The organism is Mycobacterium bulgaricum (assembly GCF_041287165.2).
Taxonomy (GTDB): Bacteria; Actinomycetota; Actinomycetes; order Mycobacteriales; family Mycobacteriaceae; genus Mycobacterium; species Mycobacterium bulgaricum.
This window is the reverse complement of sequence record NZ_JBGGKV020000005.1, coordinates 352,897-371,845: the sequence shown is the minus strand read 5'-3', so window position 1 is coordinate 371,845 and position 18,949 is coordinate 352,897. Positions and strand designations below refer to the sequence as shown.

At 68.0% G+C, this 18,949-nt stretch carries 18 protein-coding genes and 1 pseudogene; 7 read left to right on the top strand and 12 right to left on the bottom strand.

All coding sequences use genetic code 11. From position 1 onward, the window contains the following. Positions 1 to 38: 38 nt before the first annotated feature. Together ACAG24_RS16950 and ACAG24_RS16945 are read right to left on the bottom strand one after the other, a co-directional pair. A complete protein-coding gene (locus ACAG24_RS16950; RefSeq protein WP_370473554.1) occupies positions 39 to 518 on the bottom strand; it encodes a polyadenylate-specific 3'-exoribonuclease AS in 480 nt (159 codons plus the stop codon). A gap of 1 nt (position 519) precedes the next feature. Then, positions 520 to 1,413, bottom strand: coding sequence for a hypothetical protein (locus tag ACAG24_RS16945; protein ID WP_370473555.1), 894 nt, complete (start codon positions 1,411 to 1,413; stop codon positions 520 to 522). Positions 1,414 to 1,497: 84 nt separating this feature from the next. On the opposite strand from ACAG24_RS16945, the gene ACAG24_RS16940 reads away from it, so the two are divergent. Further along, entirely contained in the window at positions 1,498 to 2,754 is a 1,257-nt protein-coding gene (locus ACAG24_RS16940) for a glycosyltransferase 87 family protein (RefSeq protein WP_370473556.1), read from the top strand. Here the strand turns inward: ACAG24_RS16940 and ACAG24_RS16935 are convergent. The 5 genes from ACAG24_RS16935 to ACAG24_RS16915 all read right to left on the bottom strand — a co-directional run bounded on the left by ACAG24_RS16935 (position 2,751) and on the right by ACAG24_RS16915 (position 6,123). Next, positions 2,751 to 3,473, bottom strand: a complete 723-nt coding sequence (locus tag ACAG24_RS16935; protein WP_370473557.1) for a lysophospholipid acyltransferase family protein — start codon at positions 3,471 to 3,473, stop codon at positions 2,751 to 2,753. The genes ACAG24_RS16940 and ACAG24_RS16935 overlap by 4 nt on opposite strands. 117 nt (positions 3,474 to 3,590) lie before the next feature. Next, the gene (locus ACAG24_RS16930) at positions 3,591 to 3,974 is read right to left on the bottom strand and encodes a hypothetical protein (protein WP_370473558.1); all 384 of its coding nucleotides are present in this window, start codon (positions 3,972 to 3,974) and stop codon (positions 3,591 to 3,593) included. Further along, on the bottom strand, positions 3,971 to 5,230 hold the full coding sequence (locus ACAG24_RS16925; protein WP_370473852.1) for an ArsA family ATPase: 1,260 nt from the start codon (positions 5,228 to 5,230) through the stop codon (positions 3,971 to 3,973). Before ACAG24_RS16925 ends, ACAG24_RS16930 begins: the two co-directional genes overlap by 4 nt. Next, positions 5,223 to 5,660, bottom strand: a complete 438-nt coding sequence (locus ACAG24_RS16920; RefSeq protein WP_370473559.1) for an SRPBCC family protein — start codon at positions 5,658 to 5,660, stop codon at positions 5,223 to 5,225. The genes ACAG24_RS16925 and ACAG24_RS16920 overlap by 8 nt, the downstream gene beginning before the upstream one ends. Before the next feature lie 73 nt (positions 5,661 to 5,733). After that, positions 5,734 to 6,123 (bottom strand): polyketide cyclase / dehydrase and lipid transport, encoded by a 390-nt coding sequence (locus ACAG24_RS16915; RefSeq protein ID WP_370473560.1) that lies wholly within the window; start codon positions 6,121 to 6,123, stop codon positions 5,734 to 5,736. 99 nt (positions 6,124 to 6,222) lie between these two features. On the opposite strand from ACAG24_RS16915, the gene ACAG24_RS16910 reads away from it, so the two are divergent. Then, entirely contained in the window at positions 6,223 to 8,031 is a 1,809-nt protein-coding gene (locus ACAG24_RS16910; protein WP_370473561.1) for an AMP-dependent synthetase/ligase, read from the top strand. Here ACAG24_RS16910 and ACAG24_RS16905 read toward each other — a convergent pair. The 4 genes from ACAG24_RS16905 to ACAG24_RS16890 form a co-directional block, all read right to left on the bottom strand. After that, positions 8,028 to 9,164 (bottom strand): glycosyltransferase family 4 protein, encoded by a 1,137-nt coding sequence (locus tag ACAG24_RS16905; protein WP_370473562.1) that lies wholly within the window; start codon positions 9,162 to 9,164, stop codon positions 8,028 to 8,030. The genes ACAG24_RS16910 and ACAG24_RS16905 overlap by 4 nt on opposite strands. Next, positions 9,161 to 9,997 (bottom strand): peptidase, encoded by an 837-nt coding sequence (locus tag ACAG24_RS16900; protein ID WP_370473563.1) that lies wholly within the window; start codon positions 9,995 to 9,997, stop codon positions 9,161 to 9,163. Before ACAG24_RS16900 ends, ACAG24_RS16905 begins: the two co-directional genes overlap by 4 nt. Continuing rightward, the gene (gene ripC, locus ACAG24_RS16895) at positions 9,966 to 11,111 is read right to left on the bottom strand and encodes a peptidoglycan hydrolase RipC (protein WP_370473564.1); all 1,146 of its coding nucleotides are present in this window, start codon (positions 11,109 to 11,111) and stop codon (positions 9,966 to 9,968) included. The genes ACAG24_RS16900 and ripC overlap by 32 nt, the downstream gene beginning before the upstream one ends. Before the next feature lie 150 nt (positions 11,112 to 11,261). Then, complete coding sequence (locus ACAG24_RS16890; RefSeq protein WP_370473565.1) at positions 11,262 to 11,504, bottom strand: hypothetical protein; 243 nt, start codon at positions 11,502 to 11,504, stop codon at positions 11,262 to 11,264. A gap of 138 nt (positions 11,505 to 11,642) precedes the next feature. On the opposite strand from ACAG24_RS16890, the pseudogene ACAG24_RS16885 reads away from it, so the two are divergent. Further along, positions 11,643 to 13,436: pseudogene (locus ACAG24_RS16885) on the top strand (DEDD exonuclease domain-containing protein); the annotation flags it as partial. Here ACAG24_RS16885 and trpD read toward each other — a convergent pair. Next, on the bottom strand, positions 13,374 to 14,468 hold the full coding sequence (trpD, locus tag ACAG24_RS16880) for an anthranilate phosphoribosyltransferase (protein ID WP_445206201.1): 1,095 nt from the start codon (positions 14,466 to 14,468) through the stop codon (positions 13,374 to 13,376). The pseudogene ACAG24_RS16885 and the gene trpD overlap by 63 nt on opposite strands. Positions 14,469 to 14,537: 69 nt before the next feature. On the opposite strand from trpD, the gene ctaE reads away from it, so the two are divergent. The 4 genes from ctaE to qcrB all read left to right on the top strand — a co-directional run bounded on the left by ctaE (position 14,538) and on the right by qcrB (position 18,923). Beyond that, the gene (ctaE, locus tag ACAG24_RS16875) at positions 14,538 to 15,149 is read left to right on the top strand and encodes an aa3-type cytochrome oxidase subunit III (protein WP_370473566.1); all 612 of its coding nucleotides are present in this window, start codon (positions 14,538 to 14,540) and stop codon (positions 15,147 to 15,149) included. A 62-nt stretch (positions 15,150 to 15,211) separates the two neighbouring features. Then, positions 15,212 to 16,048 carry a cytochrome bc1 complex diheme cytochrome c subunit gene (qcrC, locus tag ACAG24_RS16870; protein WP_370473567.1) on the top strand — a complete coding sequence of 279 codons (837 nt, stop codon included), beginning with the start codon at positions 15,212 to 15,214 and terminating at the stop codon, positions 16,046 to 16,048. Further along, positions 16,045 to 17,265 carry a cytochrome bc1 complex Rieske iron-sulfur subunit gene (gene qcrA / locus ACAG24_RS16865; protein ID WP_370473568.1) on the top strand — a complete coding sequence of 407 codons (1,221 nt, stop codon included), beginning with the start codon at positions 16,045 to 16,047 and terminating at the stop codon, positions 17,263 to 17,265. The genes qcrC and qcrA overlap by 4 nt, the downstream gene beginning before the upstream one ends. Next, positions 17,262 to 18,923 (top strand): cytochrome bc1 complex cytochrome b subunit, encoded by a 1,662-nt coding sequence (gene qcrB, locus ACAG24_RS16860; protein ID WP_370473569.1) that lies wholly within the window; start codon positions 17,262 to 17,264, stop codon positions 18,921 to 18,923. The genes qcrA and qcrB overlap by 4 nt, the downstream gene beginning before the upstream one ends. Positions 18,924 to 18,949: the final 26 nt, after the last annotated feature.

Genomic DNA, 18,949 nt, shown 5'->3' with positions numbered 1-18,949 from the left:
ACCGCGCCGCAAAACCGCATGTCAGTGCGGCAGCACACTCAGACCCCGGTCATCAGGCGGAAGCGCACCAGGTTGTGCTTCGCGTCGACGAGCGCATCGTGCGCATCACGCGGGCGCGGTGGCATCCGGGGCGAGCCGCGCTCCTCCCAGAACTGGCGCAGCTCGCGGGTGAACCGCGGGATGGCCGGCGGCAGGTCGGTCATCGGCCCCCACAGCTGGCACAGCACCACATGGTCGTAGGCGCCGACCCACGCCCACAGCTCGATCGGTTCGTCACCGTCGATGCCGAAGAAATCCTCCAGCTCGGTGCGAATCTGCCTGCGCGAGCGCCACAGCGGCGAGGCGGGTGACGGCAGTTTCGGCAGGACGTTCTTGCGCACCCAGCGGCCGGCCCGCTCCGGATCGAATTCCGTTGATATGGCGTAGTATTCGCGACCATCCTCGGCTGCAACGCCGATGGAGATCAACTCGATGGTGCGGCCGTTGTCGATGAACTCGGTGTCATAGAAGTACCGCAACTCAGGAGGCTTTCTGTTCGGCAGGCTCGCGAACGCCCGGGGGCGCGGGCGCTGCGTGGATCTCGCGGTCGAGCTGCTGGTCGACCAGCGCGTCGTCGGGGAACTTCGGCATCCCGGCGATCGCATCCTGCAGCCACAGTTTGGCCTGCACGACCGGCCGGCGCAGCCAGCGCTCCCGTTCCAGCGCCTTGTGCATCTTGCGCGGCCGCGTGGTATAGCGCCACCGCGCCCACGGCGCATGCGGCCGGGACAGCCGGATCGCGCCGACGAACAGCAGCGGCGTGACGAACATGCCGACCAGACCGGTCCACACCTTGCCCTTCAGCAGCACGATCACCGCCAGGGCCAGGTTCAACAGGGCCGCCACGACAACGACCGTGCGCATGCCGACGGTTGGATCGTTCTCCCATGTCCCGACGTCGAAGAACGACAACGGGTTCAGCCCCACGATCAGCAGACCGGCGACGGCGACCGCCACGAACACCGCGTCGACCGAGGTGCGGCCGTCCTCGGCCCAGTACACGTCGGACAGGTGCAGGATCAGCGCGAACTCGTCGAGGACCAGCGCTGCGCCGATGCCGAAAAGGATCGACGCGGCCGTGAACTCGGGTACTCCCCCGTCGACCGCCATCGTCACCATCGCGACGCCGGAGACCATGACCAGAATCACGCCGATGACCATGTGGTGGATGTGCAGGCCGCCCCCACCGGAGATGTTGCGCGGCTGCCACCATCGGTGCGGCTTGTCGCTGCCCGACTGGCTGCGGATGTACCGCACGATGGTGCGGGTGATCGCGAACGTGACGATGAACGCGATGAGACACCACATCAACGGCTGCCGGGTCTCGGGGACGTGCAGCGAGAAGTCCCAGTGGAGGTCCAGGTCCGTGCGCACGCAGAAAACTTACGCCGACCTGCGTGTGTCGCGGCCGGGATACCTGACGACTCGCCGGTCGGCCCCGATAGTCTGGTCGGCGACATGAGTAACTGGGGGCCACGGCTCGCTTGGCGGGTGTTCCAACTTCTGACGCTCGCGGCGCTGGCCGCAGCGGCGTGGAGCCTGCTCGGACATGTCCCCTACCGCATCGACATCGACGTCTACCGCATGGGCGGGCAGGCCTGGCTCGACGGCCGCTCGCTCTACGCCGACGGCCAGATGTTCCAGACCCAGGGCGGCCTCGAACTGCCGTTCACCTATCCGCCCCTGGCCGCCGTCGCGTTCTCGCCGTTCGCGCTCCTGTCACTGAATGCGGCGAGCATCGCGATCACCGCGACCACATTGTTCCTGCTGCTGGTGTCGACGGTCCTCGTGCTCACGCGCCTCGACGTGTGGCCGACCACCCGGGTCACCGGCGAACCCGCCTGGATGCGGCGCTGCTGGCTGGCGGCGGCGATCGTCGCCCCCGCGGTGATCTATCTGGAGCCGATCCGCGCGAACTTCGACTTCGGCCAGATCAACGTCGTCCTGATGACACTCGTGATCGCCGACTGCGTGCCTCGCCGCACCCCGTGGCCCCGCGGGATGCTGCTCGGTGTCGCGATCGCGGTCAAGCTGACGCCCGCGGTGTTCCTGCTGTACTTCCTGCTGCGCCGCGACACCCGCGCCATGCTGGTCACGGCCGCGTCGGCGATGATCGCCACGCTCGCCGGCTTCGCGTTCGCCTGGCGAGATTCCTGGGAGTACTGGACGGAGACGGTTCGCAACACCGACCGCATCGGCACGGCCACCCTGAACACGAACCAGAACATCGCGGGCGCCCTGGCCCGGCTCGGCATCGGAGAAGGTGAGCGGTTCGTGCTGTGGACGGCGCTGTGCTTCGGCGTTCTCGCAGTGACGGTGTGGGCTGCGCGCAGGGCACTGCGCGCCGAACAGCCGGTGCTGGCACTGCTCAGCGTCGCGATGTTCGGCCTGGTCGTCTCGCCGGTGTCGTGGTCGCACCACTGGGTGTGGATGCTGCCGACCGTGCTCGTGACCGCTGTCCTGGGGGTGCGTCTGCGGCATGTCGCTCTCGGCGCCGTTTCGGCGATCGGGCTCGTGCTGATGATGTGGTCGCCGATCACGCTGCTACCCGAGCATCGCGAGACCACGGCGTCGCTGTGGCGCCAGTTGCTGGGCGGCTCTTATCTGTGGTGGGCGCTCGCGGTCATCGTGACCATCGGCACCGTGACGCTCCGGCGAGGCGACGACGTCGCGCAGGCCGACGCGGCGGATACGGCCAAGGCGGTCAAGGCTTAGCCGGCGGCCGATTCCGGCAGGCGGGTCGGCGGCTTGCCCGCCGCATCATCTTTTCCCTGTTTGACGTCCGCGGCATAGAGGTCGACGTACTCCTGACCGGAGAGCCGCATCAGCTCGTACATCACCTCGTCGACGACCGCCCGCTCGATGAAGCGGTTGCCGGCCAGCCCGTCGAAGCGGGTGAAGTCCATCGGCGCACCGATCCGGATCGTGACACGCGCGAACCTCAGCCCCTTGCCGGGCGGGTTGACGCGGTCGGTTCCGATCATCGCGATGGGAATCACGGGGACCTGGGTCTCCAGCGCGAGCCTGGCCAGGCCCGTCTTGCCCTTGTACAGCTTGCCGTCGGGCGAGCGTGTGCCCTCCGGGTACATGCCCAACAACTTGCCCTGGCCGAGGATGCGCTCGGCAGTGACCAGCGCGGCCTGCGCACTGTCTGCGTCGGTGCGGTCGATCGGCACCTGGCCGACGGCGGTGTAGAACCACGCCAGGAAACGTCCCTTGACCCCGGTGCCGGTGAAGTACTCGGACTTGGCCAGGAACGTGATGCGCCTGCGAACCAACAGGGGCAGATAGAAGCTGTCCATCACGGCGAGGTGATTGCTGGCCAGGATCGCCGACCCGTCAGCCGGAATATGCTCCAGCCCTTCGATTTTCGGCCGGGCGATCATAGCCAGCAACGGGCCCAGAAGAACGTACTTGAACAGCCAGTACCACATGGACCCTCCGGATCACCCGACCGCGGCGCGGTCAATATGCTCTGCGACAACTTTACCCACGGCCTGTGCGTGCGACCACACAGCCGGGTGAGTACTTCTACCTGACCCGCCGGCCGGCTACTCCTCGACGTCGACCGGGATGTGCTGATAGCGGCCCGGCGGCGACGGCGGCGGCGGCCCGGGGTCCTCTGGCGGAGGGCCGGGAGCCGGTGGCTCGGGCGGCCCCGCCCCGTCCACGTCGATGGTGTCGACCATGGCCCTGACGAGCGTCAACAGGGCCACGCTGTGCTCGGCCACGACGTCGAGAAGCGGATGCTGGTCGCCCGAGACGAGTGCGGCGAGCGCGCACACAGGGCACCACACCTGCTGGCACCGCCCCGGACTGTTGGCGCCCGACTGCGCGCGGGCTGCAGCCAGCCGGATCGCGGGATCGAGTTTGTCGAGGATCGACTGCGCCAACGCGCGCAGCTCGGGCCCCAGATCGGAGTGAGCCCCATTCATCGCGGCCACACCTCCGGATTCGGTCGGAATCGCACCGTCAGCTCGCTGCCACGGAGCTGCGCGCCGATGACGATGCACCGCCGGAGCACCGACGCCAGGCGAACCCGGCGCCGCATACCACCGACGCCGATGATCAGGTCATCGTCGACCCTACCCAACGCCAGCGCGGACGAATCCACCTGCGGCAACTCCAGGCGCAGCCGGTACACCGCCTCCAGGCCGGTTCCCGATTCTCGGTCCACGATCGGGCGCAGCGGGCCCGGCGGTGGCGACCCGTCCCGCCGGCGCGCGCAGTCCAGCAGTTCACCCAGGGCCTTGGGCCCGATCGGTTCGCCCGGCAGGTGCGGCACCATCACGAGTTGGACGTCGCCGATCGTTCGGTCGAGCTCGTCGAGCACGGCCTTCTGGTCGGAGATCCGCTCGGAGTACCAATCGAAGGCCGGATGCGCGGGAAGGTTCTGGTACTCAAACGAATCATCCTGCACCAGAACTTGATTGACGATCAGCTCGGCGACCCGAACACCCATCAGGGACAGCGTTCCCAGCGTGCGGATCGCCTCGGCGGCCACGACGCGCTCGGCTGTCATCACCAGATGCGCGCTGACGCGTTCTCCGTCCGTCAGCAGCGTGCTCAGTTCGTCGGTGCCTGCGCCGATGCGTTCGAGGACACCGACCACCAGCGCTGTCCTCGGGTCGTCGGCACTGGACAACCGGCGGTGCCTCGGCCAGGCACGTTCCAGGTAGAGGGCAAACGTCGCGGGTAACGTGAGCATCCGCATTGCGTCAGCGGTCGAGGCACAATCGACCACCACGAGATCCCAGTGCCCGGAACGGGCCAGTTCACCCACCTCGTGCAGGCCGAGCACCTCCTGCACCCCGGGTAGGGCCGAAAGCTCTTCTGAGGCAACGTCTCCGATGTCGGAGTCGGGAAAGCGTTCGGCCAGCGGGTGGGCGACCTCGCACCATCTGGCAGCCAGCAGCGCCAAGGTGTCGAGCGCCAGCGCATCCAGCGAGCCACCACCGGCATCTGCGGTGTCCAATTCGGCCAGCACACGGGTGGGCTCGCGCCGCCCGGTCGGCACGAGGTGTGCGCCCAGGACGTCACCGATCGAGTGGGCCTGGTCGGTGGACACCAGAAGGACCCGCATCCCGGCGCGTGCAGCACGCACTGCGGTGGCGGTCGCCAGCGTCGACTTGCCTACGCCGCCCTTGCCGACGAACAGACTGATCCGGGCAGCAGCCTCGCCCTCAGTCAGCCTCGACTCGTTTCTTGAGATCCTTCAGCGCGGTGTCGGTGAGACGCCGCTCGGCCTTGCGCTTGAGCAACCCGATCATCGGAATGATCAGATCGACGGACAGCTCATAGGTGACGTCTGTACCAGAACCCTTGGGCGCCAGACGATATGCACCGTCCAATGACTTCAGCAGAGTGCTCGACACCAGTGACCACGTCACCGACTTGTGATCGGCGGGCCACTCGTAGGCCAGCACCATGCTGTCCTTGAGCACCGCGGCGTCGAGAACCAGCCTCGCGACCTTCGGATACCCCTCGGAGTCGGCTTCGAGGACCTCGGTCTCCTTGTACTCGGCGACCCAGTCCGGGTACGAGCCGATGTCGGCGATGACGTCCATCACCGTCGACGGATCGGCATCGATGTAGATGGTCTGCGCCGTCTTGTCTGCCACTGGAACCTTCCCCGCTATGGTCTGGTCGCTGGCCAGAAATCTACTCCCCCGTGGGAGGTATAGCCGTAATCGTTCACGCCAATCGCGAGACGCCGACGGGGCGGTTCGCCTCGAGCGTGCGCTTCACCTCGAAGGCCATGTCCTTGCCCGCCACGCGGCGGCGATGGTTCATCTTCGGCAGGTTCATCTTCGCCAGTTCCCAGGCCGCCGCGCCCGAGGGCTCGGCATGCAGGAAGTAGTGCAGGATGACCCCGTCGAGCGCCTTCTCCAGCCAGATCTCCATGGTCCCGGTTAGTGCGCCCGTCACCGTCCAGCGATGCCCGACCTCCCCACGGTCCTCGACGACGGACAGCCGCAGGTCGGGCCACCACCGCGACCAGTTCGCCCTGTCGCCCACAGCCTCGCCGACGGCGACGGGATCGGCGGCGATGAACGTCTCGTCGGCGATCTGGATGCTGTTCATGACAGACAAGCTTCACACATGCCCGGCCGCAGTCGGCTCCCGGACGACTACGCTGTACAACACATTGCGGCCTGTAAAGCGAGAGGGTCTGACACTGCGATGACTGCGCGTGAGTTCACCGTTCCGGCACCGTTCACCGTCGACGAGCACGACAACATCGTCAGCTCCGTATACGCCCACGAGCGCGACGACCCCGACCATGTCATCTTCCAGCGCCTCGTCGACGGCAGCTGGGTCGATGTCACGAGCCGGCAGGCCGCCGATCAGATTCGTTCGGCGGCACGAGGTTTGATCGCCCAGGGGATCCAGCCCGGTGACCGGGTCGCACTGCTGTCGGCGACCCGCTACGAATGGCCGGTCCTGGACTTCGCGATCCTGTCGGTCGGCGCGGTCACGGTGCCGATCTACGAGACGAGCTCGGCCGAGCAGGTTCAGTTCGTGCTCCAGGATTCGGGCGCCGTCGCCGCTGTCGCGGAGACCGACGCGCACGCGGCACGCATCGAACAGCAACGCGACTCGCTGCCGCAGCTGCGCAAGGTGTACGTCATCGAAGGAAGCAGCACGCCGGCACTCGACGAGCTCGCCGAGGCGGGCCGCGAGGTCGACGCCGCCGCCGTCGACGAGCGGGTTGCCGGCATCAGATCCTCCGATGCCGCGACACTGATCTACACCTCGGGCACGACGGGACGGCCCAAGGGCTGCCAGCTCACACATTCGAACCTGCTCTACGAGATCCGCGGCGCCAAGGCGTGCTTCCCCGATCACCTCGCCAAGGGCGAGAAGCTCCTGGTGTTCCTGCCGCTGGCGCATGTGCTGGCTCGCGCGTTGACCATCGGCGCGTTCGCCAACGGGGTGACGCTGGGGTTCACCAGCGACATCAAGAACCTCGTCCCGATGTTCTCGGTGTTCAAGCCGACGCTCGTGGTGTCGGTTCCTCGGGTGTTCGAGAAGGTGTACAACACCGCCGAGCTGAACGCCGAAAACGGCGGAAAGGGCAAGATCTTCGCCGCGGCCGCCGACACCGCTATCGCGTGGAGCAAGGCGCAGGACACGGGCGGGGCGGGCCTGGTGCTGCGGCTCAAGCACGCGGTGTTCGACAAGCTGGTCTATGGCAAGCTGCGCGCCGCACTCGGCGGGCACTGCCATGCCGCCATCTCCGGCGGTGCCCCGCTGGGAGCCCGGCTCGGCCACTTCTACCGCGGTGTGGGCCTGTCCATCTACGAGGGCTACGGGCTCACCGAGACCAGCGCCGCGATCACCGTCAACCGGGTCGGGGACCTGCGGGTCGGTTCGGTCGGCAAGCTGCTGCCCGGCAACAGCATGAAGCTCGGCGATGACGGCGAACTGCTGGTCAAGGGCGGTGTCGTGTTCAACGGTTACTGGGGCAACGAGGAGGAGACCAAAGCCGTCTTCACCGGTGAGTGGTTCCACACCGGCGACCTCGGCGCGATCGACGACGCCGGCTTCCTGTCGATCGTCGGGCGCAAGAAGGAGATCATCGTGACCGCGGGCGGCAAGAACGTCGCACCCGCGCTGCTCGAGGATCGCCTGCGCGCGCACCCGCTCATCAGCCAGGCCATGGCCGTCGGCGATCAGCAGCCGTTCATCGCCGCATTGATCACGATCGACCCCGAGGCGTTCCCTGGCTGGAAGGAGCGCAACAGCAAGGATTCCGGTGCGTCGGTCGCCGATCTGTCCGACGATCCCGACCTGCGGGCCGAGGTCGAACTGGCCGTCAAGGACGCCAACCAGGCCGTGTCGAAGGCCGAGCAGATTCGCAAATTCCGCATCCTGCCCGTCGATTTCACCGAGGACACCGGCGAGCTGACACCCACGCTGAAGGTGAAGCGCAAGGTCGTCGCGGAGAAGTTCGCCGCCGACATCGACGCGCTGTACGCGAAGGGCTAGAGCAGTCGCGACAGGCGCTGCGCCTGCCTGCTCCACTGCCAGTTGCCGACAGCCCACCGCCTGCCCGCCGCACCCATCTCCGCGGCGCGGGCGGGGTCGGCGAGCAGATTGGCGACCGCCGCGGCGATGGCCCCGACATCCCAGCCGTCGACCACGTGTCCCGTCTCGCCGTCGACGACCGTCTCAGGAGCGCCGCCGGACCTGCCCGCAACCACCGGAACGCCGGTGGACGACGCCTCCAGGTACACGATGCCGAGCCCCTCGACGTCGAGGCCTGATCCTCTTGTCCTGCAGGGCATCGCGAAGACGTCGGCCATCGCATGGTGGGCAGGCAGCTCGTCGCCGGGCACCCCGTCGGTGAACACGACGTGTTCGGCGACGCCGAAGGTGTGCGCCAGGCGGTGCAGCGACGTGCGGTACGGGCCTCCCCCGACGATGACGAGCGCGGCACCGGGCACCCGTTGCCGGATCGCCGGCAGCGCCCGAATCAGCATGTCCTGGCCCTTGCGCGGCACCAGCCTGGACAGACACACCACCACCGGCCTGCCCCCGAGTCCGTAGCGGGCCCGCAGTTCGGCCCTGGCGACTTCGTCCGGCTTGAAGCGGTCGGTGTCGACGCCGGGCGGTACGTGCTCGAGCGCCGCTTGTGCGCCGAACGCGGACGCGAACCGGCCGCGGGTGTAGTCACTGATGTAGGTGACGACGTCGGTGTCGTTGCCGATGCGGCGCAACGCCGTTCGCGCCAGCGGCAGCATCGACCAACCCACCTCGTGCCCGTGCGTGCTGGCCACCACGCGCTGTGCGCCTGCAGCGCGGGCCAGCGGGGCCAGCAACGCCAGTGGCGCCGCTGCCCCGAACCACACGGTCTCGATGTCGTTCTCGGCGATCAAACGCCGCATCCGCAGCGCGACCGTGGGCTCGGGCACCATGAGTGTTCCCGGATGCCTGACGACCCGGTATCCCGTCGCGGCGGCCACCGAGTCGTAGTCCTCGGCACCTTTCCATTTCGGCGCGTAGACGGTCAGCGCGTGCTCGCCCGACGCCACCAGGTGACCGACAAGTGCCTCCAGATACGACTGGATGCCGCCGCGGCGCGGCGGAAAGTCGTTGGTGACCAGCAGCATCCGTTTCACCGGCTCAGCACCTTCGAGACATCCACCCCGAGCACCGCCAGGATCGCGGTGTCCACGTCGGGGTGGCCGTGCCCGCACGCGGCGACGTAGAGCGCACGAAGTTTGTCGACGCCGTAGGTGCCGGCGATGTAGGTGGCGAACTCCCACGCGCGGTCGTAGGCCGCCGAGCGCCCCGGCCCGGGTGCGGTCAGCTCGGCGTCAGTCGGCAGTGCCGCCGGCGCGGCGGGGGCGGTGGCTGCCGGCGGTCTGCCGACATAGTCGGCGACGCCTTCGGTGAGCCACACCGGCGCATCGGGTGCGGTGTCAGCCCTGGCCGCATAGTGAAACAGCTCGTGGCGCAACACCGTTCGCAGATCGGCGGCGTTCATCGCGGTCGCGCCCGGCGAGAACATGATGCGGTCGGCGGTGGTGGTGGCCGCGATGTCGAGTCCGCCGCCCGCCAGGGCGCCGAATTGCTCCGCGGATCCCGCCACCACGATGGAGATGTCGCGGCGCCAGTCAGAGCCCCAGAAGGCGGTGACGGCGTTGGTGGCGCCGGGCAGTTCGGCGGCGATGCGGTCGATCAGCGCACGCCCGCCCGTCGCTCCGAGATCGACCAGTTGCGTCGTGCGCCCGTCGGGTGTGGAGACCGAGCGCGTGCCCGGCAGCTGCGCGGGTCGCGACTCGGAGACCGGAGACGCGATCGCGGGGCCCGACGGCGCCAGCTGCGGCCCGCTGATCAACAGGACTGCACAGATGAGCTCGGCGCCGAGAAGCGCACCGAGCCTGCGCCGGTTGACGGAGCGGGAGCCCCAGGACGGGTCAGTAACGACGGACGTTGTAGATCGGCGCATTGTCCACCGGGGCGACGCGCACCGGTGTGCCGTAGGTGGAGGCGTGCACCATCATGCCGTCGCCGATGTAGATCCCGACGTGCGAGGCGTCGGAGTAATAGGTGACGAGGTCCCCCGGCTGCATCTGATCCCTCGACACGGGCTGGCCGCCGCGTGCCAGCGCCTGGCTGGAATGCGGCAGCGAGATCCCCGCCTGCTGGAACGACCACATCACCAGACCGGAGCAGTCGAAAGCGCTCGGACCGGACCCACCCCACGAGTAGGGCGAACCGATGCGGCTCAGCGCAGCCTGGATGACGGTGGTGGAGGCAGGAGACCCGGGCGGGGCGATGTCACCGGGCGGGATGGCACCGGGAACCGGCGGAGCGGGCGGCGCGGCGAGGATCGCGGGGTCCTGTCCGGGTGCGGGCGGCGCGAGCGGCAGCGGGGCACCGGCAGGGACGGGAGGAGGCGGCGGAGCGGCAGCGAGCGCTTCGCGCTGGACCGGGGTCAGCGCCTCGTATTGCGCCTTGACGATCGCGATCTGGGTCTGCAGCTGGCTCTGCTTGGACTGTAGATCGGCGCGCACGGCCGCGGCCTGCTCGGCGGCGGTCTTGGCCTCGGCAGCGGAAGCGGCCGACGCCTGCTCGGCGACCTCGGCCCGCTGGCCGGCGTCGCGGAACGCGGCCATCTGCGACTGCATCTCGCCGGCCATCACCCGCTGCACGGACAGCTGGTCGATCAGGCCCTGCGGCGACGAAGCGGTCAGGATCGCGTCGAAACCGGACGGACGCCCGCCCATGTACTGCGCGGCGGCGAGCTTGTCGACCTTGCTCTGGAAATCGGTCAGCTGCGCCTTCGCGGATTCCATCGCGGCGACATCGCCGGCGTGCTTGGTCTCCGCGGCCTGCTGGATCACCAGCTTGTTGTCCAGGTCCAGCTGCGCCGAGTGCATCGCCTCGGTGGTCTGCTCAGCTTGACGAGAAAGATCGTTCAGCTTTGCCAGAGCGTCCTCGGCGGGGTCGGCGTAGGCCTGCCCGGTCAGCACGGCGCCGGCCACAGCCACAACGGCCAACGTGCTGACAATGGTTTGCCGAGTACGGCGAATGCTCCTGTGTGCGCGGTCGAGCCTCAAGATTTTTGCGTCCTTCAACTGCCGTGACGAGCCGCCTCGAACTCACTTAGGTCTCAGACAGGTTACGAAACGGCAACGGCCTTGTCCAACGGAAGAGGCAAATTTAGCAGCCATTCCTGAGGACCGGGAGCGCCGAGGCGGTGCGTGTCGTCAGGCGACACCGGTGCCACTCTGCCGATGGATCGGCACGAGCCGCAACTTGGGCGCCAGACCCACCTCGGCCAGCACCTCAAGGGCTCGGCGCTCGTCCACGTGCAGCGTCTCGGGAACCCCGAGAAGCACGCTGACGACGCAATCCTGGCATCCAGGACCGCGGACGGCACAGTCGTCGCAGTCGATCTTCACCGTGCCGTCGTCGGCGTCCTGCCCCGGCGGCCACTGATTCTGAGCCATCGCACTGTCCTCTCGATTGCAGTCGTCCGCACGGTATCGACGGCCACCGACAACTCCAGCCAGAGCGGGCCGAGTCCGGATACGCACCCTCGGCTCTGCTTCACCGAAGTTGTCACCGGTGGCACCTACGTTCAGCACATGGGTCAGCTGAGCTTCGCGGATGTCGATCCGCTCGCCGACCCCACGCTGCGCGAGACCACCTTCGTCGTCGTCGATCTGGAAACGACCGGCGGCCGTTCCTCAGGCGACCGCCACGACGAGATCACCGAGATCGGCGCGGTCAAAGTGCGCGGCGGCGAAATCTTGGGAGAGTTTGCTACGTTGGTCGACCCCGGCCGCGCGATACCACCGCAGATCGTCGCGCTGACCGGCATCACGTCGGCGATGGTCTATGACGCACCCAAGATCGACGCCGTCCTGCCGGCCTTCCTTGAGTTCGCCCGCGGCGCCGTCCTCGTCGCGCACAACGCCGGCTTCGACGTCGGATTCCTGCGCGCCGCGGCCGAACGCAACCACCTGCCATGGCCGAAACCGCCCGTGCTGTGCACCGTCACCCTCGCCCGGCGGGTCTTGACCCGGGACGAAGCCCCCAGCGTGCGGCTCTCGGCGCTGGCCCAGCTGTTCGGCGCTTCCACGACGCCCACTCACCGGGCCCTCGACGACGCCCGCGCCACCGTCGACGTCCTGCACGGCCTCATCGAGCGCGTAGGCAACCAGGGCGTGCACACCTACTCCGAACTGCGTGGATACCTTCCCGACGTCACCCCGGCGCAGCGCAGCAAGCGCCACCTCGCCCGCGCCATGCCGCGCAGTCCCGGCGTCTACCTGTTCCGCGGGCCGTCGGCCGAGGTGCTCTACGTCGGCACCGCCGTGGATCTGCGCCGCCGCGTCGGGCAGTACTTCAACGGCGCCGATCCGCGCACGCGGATCAAGGAGATGGTCTCGCTGGCCACCGCCGTCGACCACGTCGAGTGCGCGCACGACCTCGAGGCGGGCGTGCGCGAGCTACGCCTGCTGGCCGCGCATGCCCCGCCGTACAACAAGCGGTCGAAGTTCCCGCACCGGTGGTGGTGGGTGACCCTGACCGACGAACCGTTCCCCCGGTTCTCGGCGGTACGCACGCCGCGCACCGACAGTGCGGTGGGGCCGTTCCGGTCGCGCACCGACGCGGTCGAGACCGCGGCGTTGATGGCCCGCTTCACGGGAGTGCGGACCTGCACCAAGCGGCTCGGCCGATCGGCCGTCCACGGCCCGGCCTGCCCCGAGCGCGAGGTCTCCCCCTGTCCCGCCGTCCGCGGCGCCGACGCCGGTGGATACGCGGCCGCATCGGAGGGCGCACTCGCGCTCATCGACGGCCGATGCGGACGCCCGCTCGAGGCGGCCCTGGCACACATCGCCGACCTGGCCGAGCGCAATCGCTACGAGACCGCCGCGAGACTGCGCGACCACACGGCCGCCGCCATCGACGTGCTGTGGCGCGGCCAGCGGCTGCGCGCACTGTGCGCGATCGGCGAGCTGGTCGCCGCCAGACCCGATGGCAACCGAGGCTGGCATCTGTCCGTCGTCCGTCACGGACAGCTCGCCGCCGCAGGTGTCGCGCCCCGGGGCGTGCCGCCGATGCCGGTGGTCGACGCGCTGACCGCAGCCGCGCAGTCGGTGCTGCCCACGGCGGGCCCCCTCGGCGGCGCGCTCGTCGAGGAGACGGCTTTGATCGCGCGCTGGCTGGGCCAGCCGGGCGTGCGGATCGTGCGCACCGACACCGGCTACTGTTCGCCCGCCACCGCCGCCGGCCGCTGGGCGGCATGGGCTGCCACGGCACGGTCGGCGCGACTGGCCGCCGAACAGTTACGCGACGTGGAACCGATCAGCTCACAGTTGCTGAGTGAACCGCACCCATCGCGCGAGCAGCTGTTCGGCAGCCCCGGAGTCGATGGCTTCCTTCGCCCTCGCGAGCCCGGACTCCCACGCCGGAACCCACTTGGCGTCGCTGGATAGCCCGGCATGCGATACCAGCGCTCCCGCCGCGTTGAGCACGACGGCATCCCGCACCGGGCCCTCGGCACCGGCCAGCACTGCCCTGGCCGACGCGGCGTTCGATTCGGCGTCGCCTCCCGTCAGCGCGGAGATCTCGGCCCGGGCGAACCCGAACGCGGCCGGATCGAACCTCAGCCGCTCCACGGTCCCGGCCTGCACGCGCCAGATCGTGCTCGTCGTGGTCGTCGTCAGCTCGTCGAGGCCGTCGTCGCCGTGGACCACCAGCACGCTGGCCCCGCGGGTGGCGAACACCTCGGCCATCACCTCGGCGAGCTCACCCCATGCGCAGCCGATCAGACCCGCCCGCGGCGTGGCCGGATTGGTCAGTGGGCCAAGCAGATTGAACACCGTCGGCACGCCGATCTCACGGCGGGCCACCCCGGCGTGCCGGTAGGACGGATGGAACTGCGGGGCGAACGCGAACCCGATGCCCACCTCGGCGACGCAGCGCGCAACCTCGTCGGGGCCCAGATCGATCCGCAGGCCCAGCGCTTCGAGTGTGTCGGCACCCCCGGACAGCGACGACGCGGCCCGGTTTCCGTGCTTGATCACGCGCACGCCGGCAGCGGCCACCACGATGGAGGCCATCGTCGACAGGTTGACGGTGTTGGCGCCGTCGCCACCCGTGCCGACGACGTCGACCGTCGCCGTCCCGAACGTGTCCGTCGGCACCTTGCGCGCGTGCTTGAGCATGATCTCGGCGAGTTCGCCGACCTCGGCGGAAGTGGGTCGCTTCATCTTCATCGCCACGCCGAACGCCGCGATCTGCGCGGGTGTCGCGGTGCCGCCCATGATCTGGTCCATCGCCCAACCCGCCTGACCGGGCAGGAGCCCCTGATTGTTGGTCAGTCTGCCGAGAATCATCGCCCAGGTGGGGGTGGTACCGGGGTCGTTCTGACGCGAGACGGGCGGGGCAGGAGGGGTAGTCACGAACGTGATTATGACGAATTGCTCGACCCGGGTGGAGTTCAACAACTACAAAGCGTCATACTTGCTCCTGTGACGAGCGCTGTAGGGACCTCGGGAACCGCAATCACGTCGCGGGTGCATTCGCTGAACCGACCCAATATGGTCAGTGTCGGCACCATCGTGTGGCTTTCCAGTGAGTTGATGTTCTTTGCTGGGCTGTTCGCGATGTACTTCACCGCACGCGCGCAGGCCGGGGGCGACTGGCCACCCGAGCCCACCGAGCTGAACCTCGCGCTGGCAGTGCCGGTGACGCTGGTCCTCATCGCGTCGTCGTTCACGTGCCAGATGGGTGTGTTCGCCGCCGAGCGCGGCGACGTGTTCGGGCTGCGCCGCTGGTACACGCTGACCTTCGCGATGGGCCTGTTCTTCGTGCTGGGACAGGCTTACGAGTACTACCACCTGGTTCACACCGGAACCACGATCCCGGGCAGCGCCTACGGCACCGTCTTCTACCTCGCGACCGGCTTCCACGGTCTGCACGTCATCGGCGGTCTGGTCGCCTTCATCTTCTTGCTCGTCCGCACCCGGATGAGCAAGTTCACGCCCGCCCAGGCCACCGCCGCGATCGTGGTGTCCTACTACTGGCACTTCGTGGACATCGTGTGGATTGCCCTGTTCGCCGTCATCTACTTCGTCCGATGATCGGCCCCGCCGATGCGTCCGACGAGCCGCAGTCGAAGAATCAGCCCAACAGAAGGGGTTCGATGACCAGCAAGTCGCCCGGAGCCGGTCGGCCGGCGACAGTTCGCCGACGCCGCCTTCGCCGCCGCGTGACGGCGGCATTGCTGCTGTTGAGCGGATTGGTGATGGCCGGCGGTTTGGCTGCCACCCTGACGCCTGCCCCGCAGGTGGCCGTCGCCGACGAATCCGCTTCGGCGATGCTGCGCACTGGTCAGCAGCTCTACGACACGTCCTGCGTGTCGTGCCACGGCGTGAACCTGCAGGGTGTCGCCGACCGCGGGCCCAGCCTAATCGGCGTCGGCGAAGCGGCCGTCTACTTCCAGGTCTCGACCGGACGTATGCCCGCGATGCGCAACGAGGCGCAGGCGCCCGCGAAGTCGCCTGCCTTCGACGAGTCGCAGATCGATGCGCTCGGCGCCTTCGTGCAGGCCAACGGCGGTGGCCCCGTCGTCCCGCGCGACGAGAACGGACAGATCGCCGGGCAGTCGCTCATCGGCAGCGACGTCGCACGCGGCGGCGACCTGTTCCGCCTGAATTGCGCCTCGTGCCACAACTTCACCGGAAAGGGCGGTGCGCTGTCGTCGGGCAAGTACGCGCCGGATCTCGGTGACGCGACGCCCGCGCAGATCTACACCGCGATGGCTACCGGGCCGCAGAACATGCCGAAGTTCTCCGACCGGCAGCTCGACCCTGAAGAGAAGCGCGACATCGTCGCCTACGTCCGCGAATCGGCCGAGACGCCGACCCCGGGCGGCCTCGGCCTCGGCGGCTTCGGCCCCACATCCGAGGGGATGGTCGCATGGATCGTCGGAATGGTGGCCATCATCGCGGCCGCCCTCTGGATCGGAGCACGGGCATGAGCGAGGGACAGGACGACCTCAAGGGTGAGGTCAAGGGCACCGATGTGCCGGGACACAAGGGTGAGCCCGGACAGCCCACCGACGCCGAACTGGCCAAGATGTCCCAGGACGAGCTCGTCGCACTCGGCGGCAAGCTCGACGGGGTCGAGATCGTCTACAAAGAGCCGCGTTGGCCGGTGCCCGGCACCAAGGCCGAGAAGCGTGCCGAGCGGAGCGTCGCCTATTGGTTCCTGCTCTCGGGGTTCTCGGGTCTGGCCCTTCTGTTGATCTTCCTGTTCTGGCCGTGGGAGTACGTGCCGTTCGGCGGCGAGGGTGAGTTCCTGTACTCGCTGACCACACCTCTGTACGGGCTGACCTTCGGTCTGTCGGTTCTGGCGATCGGCATCGGCGCGGTGCTCTACCAGAAGAAGTTCATCCCCGAGGAGATCTCGATTCAGGACCGGCACGACGGCCCGTCCCCCGAGATCCACCGCAAGACGGTCGCCGCCAACCTCGGCGATGCGCTCGACGGCTCAACCATCAAGCGCCGCAAGATGATCGGCCTGTCGCTCGGTATCGGCTTCGGCGCCTTCGGCGTCGGCACCCTGGTGGCTTTCATCGGCGGCCTGATCAAGAACCCGTGGAAGCCGGTCGTTCCGACCGCCGAAGGCATGAAGGCGGTGCTGTGGACGTCGGGGTGGACGCCCCGGTACGAGGGCGAGACGATCTTCCTGGCACGCGCGACCGGCAAGCCGGGCGAATCGCCGTTCGTCAAGATGCGTCCTGAGGATCTCGACGCCGGCGGCATGGAAACCGTGTACCCGTGGCGGGAATCCGACGGCGACGGCACGACTGTCGAATCCGAGCACCACATCTTCGAGATCTCGATGGGTGTGCGCAACCCGGTGATGTTGATCCGCATCAAACCGCTCGACATGCCGCGTGTGGTGAAGCGACGTGGCCAGGAGAGCTTCAACTTCGGCGAGCTGTTCGCCTACACGAAGGTCTGCTCCCACCTCGGTTGCCCGTCCTCGCTCTACGAGCAGCAGACCTATCGCATCCTGTGTCCGTGCCACCAGTCGCAGTTCGACGCGCTGCACTTCGCGAAGCCGATCTTCGGCCCGGCCGCCCGCTCGCTGGCGCAGCTGCCGATCACGATCGACCAGGACGGCTACTTGGTCGCCAACGGCGACTTCATCGAACCCGTCGGACCGGCATTCTGGGAGCGTAAGTCATGAGCCCACGTCCAAGCGCAGGAGAAATTGCCGGCAGGCAGGGTGACGCGATCGACTCGCGGTACCACCCCTCGGCCGCGGTACGCCGCCAGCTGAACAAGGTGTTCCCGACGCACTGGTCGTTCCTGCTGGGCGAGATCGCGATGTACAGCTTCATCGTCCTTCTCATCACGGGCGTCTACCTCACGCTGTTCTTCGACCCGTCGATGGCGCATGTGACCTACGACGGCGTCTACCAGCCGCTGCGCGGTGTCGCGATGTCGCGCGCCTACGAGACCACGCTGGACATCAGCTTCGAGGTCCGCGGCGGCCTGTTCGTCCGCCAGGTGCACCACTGGGCGGCACTGCTGTTCGCGGCATCGATCATGGTCCACCTGGCCCGCATCTTCTTCACCGGCGCATTCCGCCGGCCACGCGAGGCGAACTGGGTCATCGGTTCGCTGCTGCTGATCCTGGCCATGTTCGAGGGCTTCTTCGGCTACTCGCTGCCCGACGATCTGCTGTCGGGCACCGGCATCCGCGCCGCTCTGTCGGGCATCACGATGGGCATCCCGGTGGTCGGGACGTGGATGCACTGGGCGCTGTTCGGTGGCGATTTCCCCGGTGAGATCCTCATCCCCCGCCTGTACGCACTCCACATCCTGTTGATCCCGGGCATCATCCTGGCGCTCATCGGGGTTCACCTGGCGCTGGTGTGGTTCCAGAAGCACACGCAGTTCCCCGGTCCCGGTCGTACCGAGACGAACGTCGTCGGCGTGCGCGTGATGCCGGTGTTCGCCGTGAAGTCCGGAGCGTTCTTCGCGGTCACGGTCGGCATCCTCGGGCTGATGGGTGGTCTGCTTCAGATCAACCCGGTCTGGGTGCTCGGACCGTACAAGCCGTCACAGGTGTCGGCGGGAAGCCAGCCCGACTTCTACATGATGTGGACGGACGGTCTGATCCGACTGTGGCCCGCGTGGGAGTTCTACCCGTTCGGCCATACGATTCCGCAGGGCGTGTGGGTCGCTGTCGGAATGGGGCTGATCTTCGGGTTGCTCGCGATGTACCCGTTCATCGAGAAGAAGCTCACCGGGGACAATGCGCACCACAACCTGCTGCAGCGTCCGCGTGACGCACCGACACGGACCGCGGTCGGCGCGGCGGCGATCTCGTTCTACATCCTGCTGACGTTCGCGTGCATGAACGACATCATCGCGCTGAAGTTCCACATCTCGCTGAATGCGACCACGTGGATCGGCCGTATCGGAATGGTCGTGCTGCCTGCCATCGTCTACTTCGTCGCGTACCGCTGGGCGGTGGCGCTGCAGCGCAGCGATCGCGAGGTGCTCGAGCACGGTGTCGAGACGGGCATCATCAAGCGGCTCCCGCACGGTGCCTACGTCGAGCTGCACCAGCCTCTCGGCCCGGTCGACGACCACGGCCACCCGATTCCGCTGGAGTACCAGGGCGCGGCCCTGCCCAAGCGGATGAACAAGCTGGGGTCGGCGGGTGCACCGGGTACGGGTGGCTTCCTCAAGGGCGATCCGATGTCCGAGCACGAGGCGATCACCGAGGCCGCACACGCGGCCGAGCATCGGGCCCTGACGGCGTTGCGCGAGCATCAGGAGCGGACGAGCGCCTCCAACGGCTCGTCCAACGGTTCCAGCAACGGCCATCACTGACCCATACTGTCCCGACAAACCAGTCC

Bases quoted from the DNA above. Each gene is read 5' to 3' on its own strand.
- ACAG24_RS16930 (WP_370473558.1), bottom strand. From the start codon at position 3,974: ATGAATGGGGCTCACTCCGATCTGGGGCCCGAGCTGCGCGCGTTGGCG.
- ACAG24_RS16935 (WP_370473557.1), bottom strand. From the start codon at position 3,473: ATGTGGTACTGGCTGTTCAAGTACGTTCTTCTGGGCCCGTTGCTGGCT.
- ACAG24_RS16900 (WP_370473563.1), bottom strand. From the start codon at position 9,997: ATGCGCCGATCTACAACGTCCGTCGTTACTGACCCGTCCTGGGGCTCC.
- ACAG24_RS16940 (WP_370473556.1), top strand. From the start codon at position 1,498: ATGAGTAACTGGGGGCCACGGCTCGCTTGGCGGGTGTTCCAACTTCTG.
- ACAG24_RS16910 (WP_370473561.1), top strand. From the start codon at position 6,223: ATGACTGCGCGTGAGTTCACCGTTCCGGCACCGTTCACCGTCGACGAG.
- qcrA (WP_370473568.1), top strand. From the start codon at position 16,045: ATGAGCGAGGGACAGGACGACCTCAAGGGTGAGGTCAAGGGCACCGAT.
- qcrC (WP_370473567.1), top strand. From the start codon at position 15,212: ATGACCAGCAAGTCGCCCGGAGCCGGTCGGCCGGCGACAGTTCGCCGA.
- ACAG24_RS16915 (WP_370473560.1), bottom strand. From the start codon at position 6,123: ATGAACAGCATCCAGATCGCCGACGAGACGTTCATCGCCGCCGATCCC.
- ACAG24_RS16890 (WP_370473565.1), bottom strand. From the start codon at position 11,504: ATGGCTCAGAATCAGTGGCCGCCGGGGCAGGACGCCGACGACGGCACG.
- qcrB (WP_370473569.1), top strand. From the start codon at position 17,262: ATGAGCCCACGTCCAAGCGCAGGAGAAATTGCCGGCAGGCAGGGTGAC.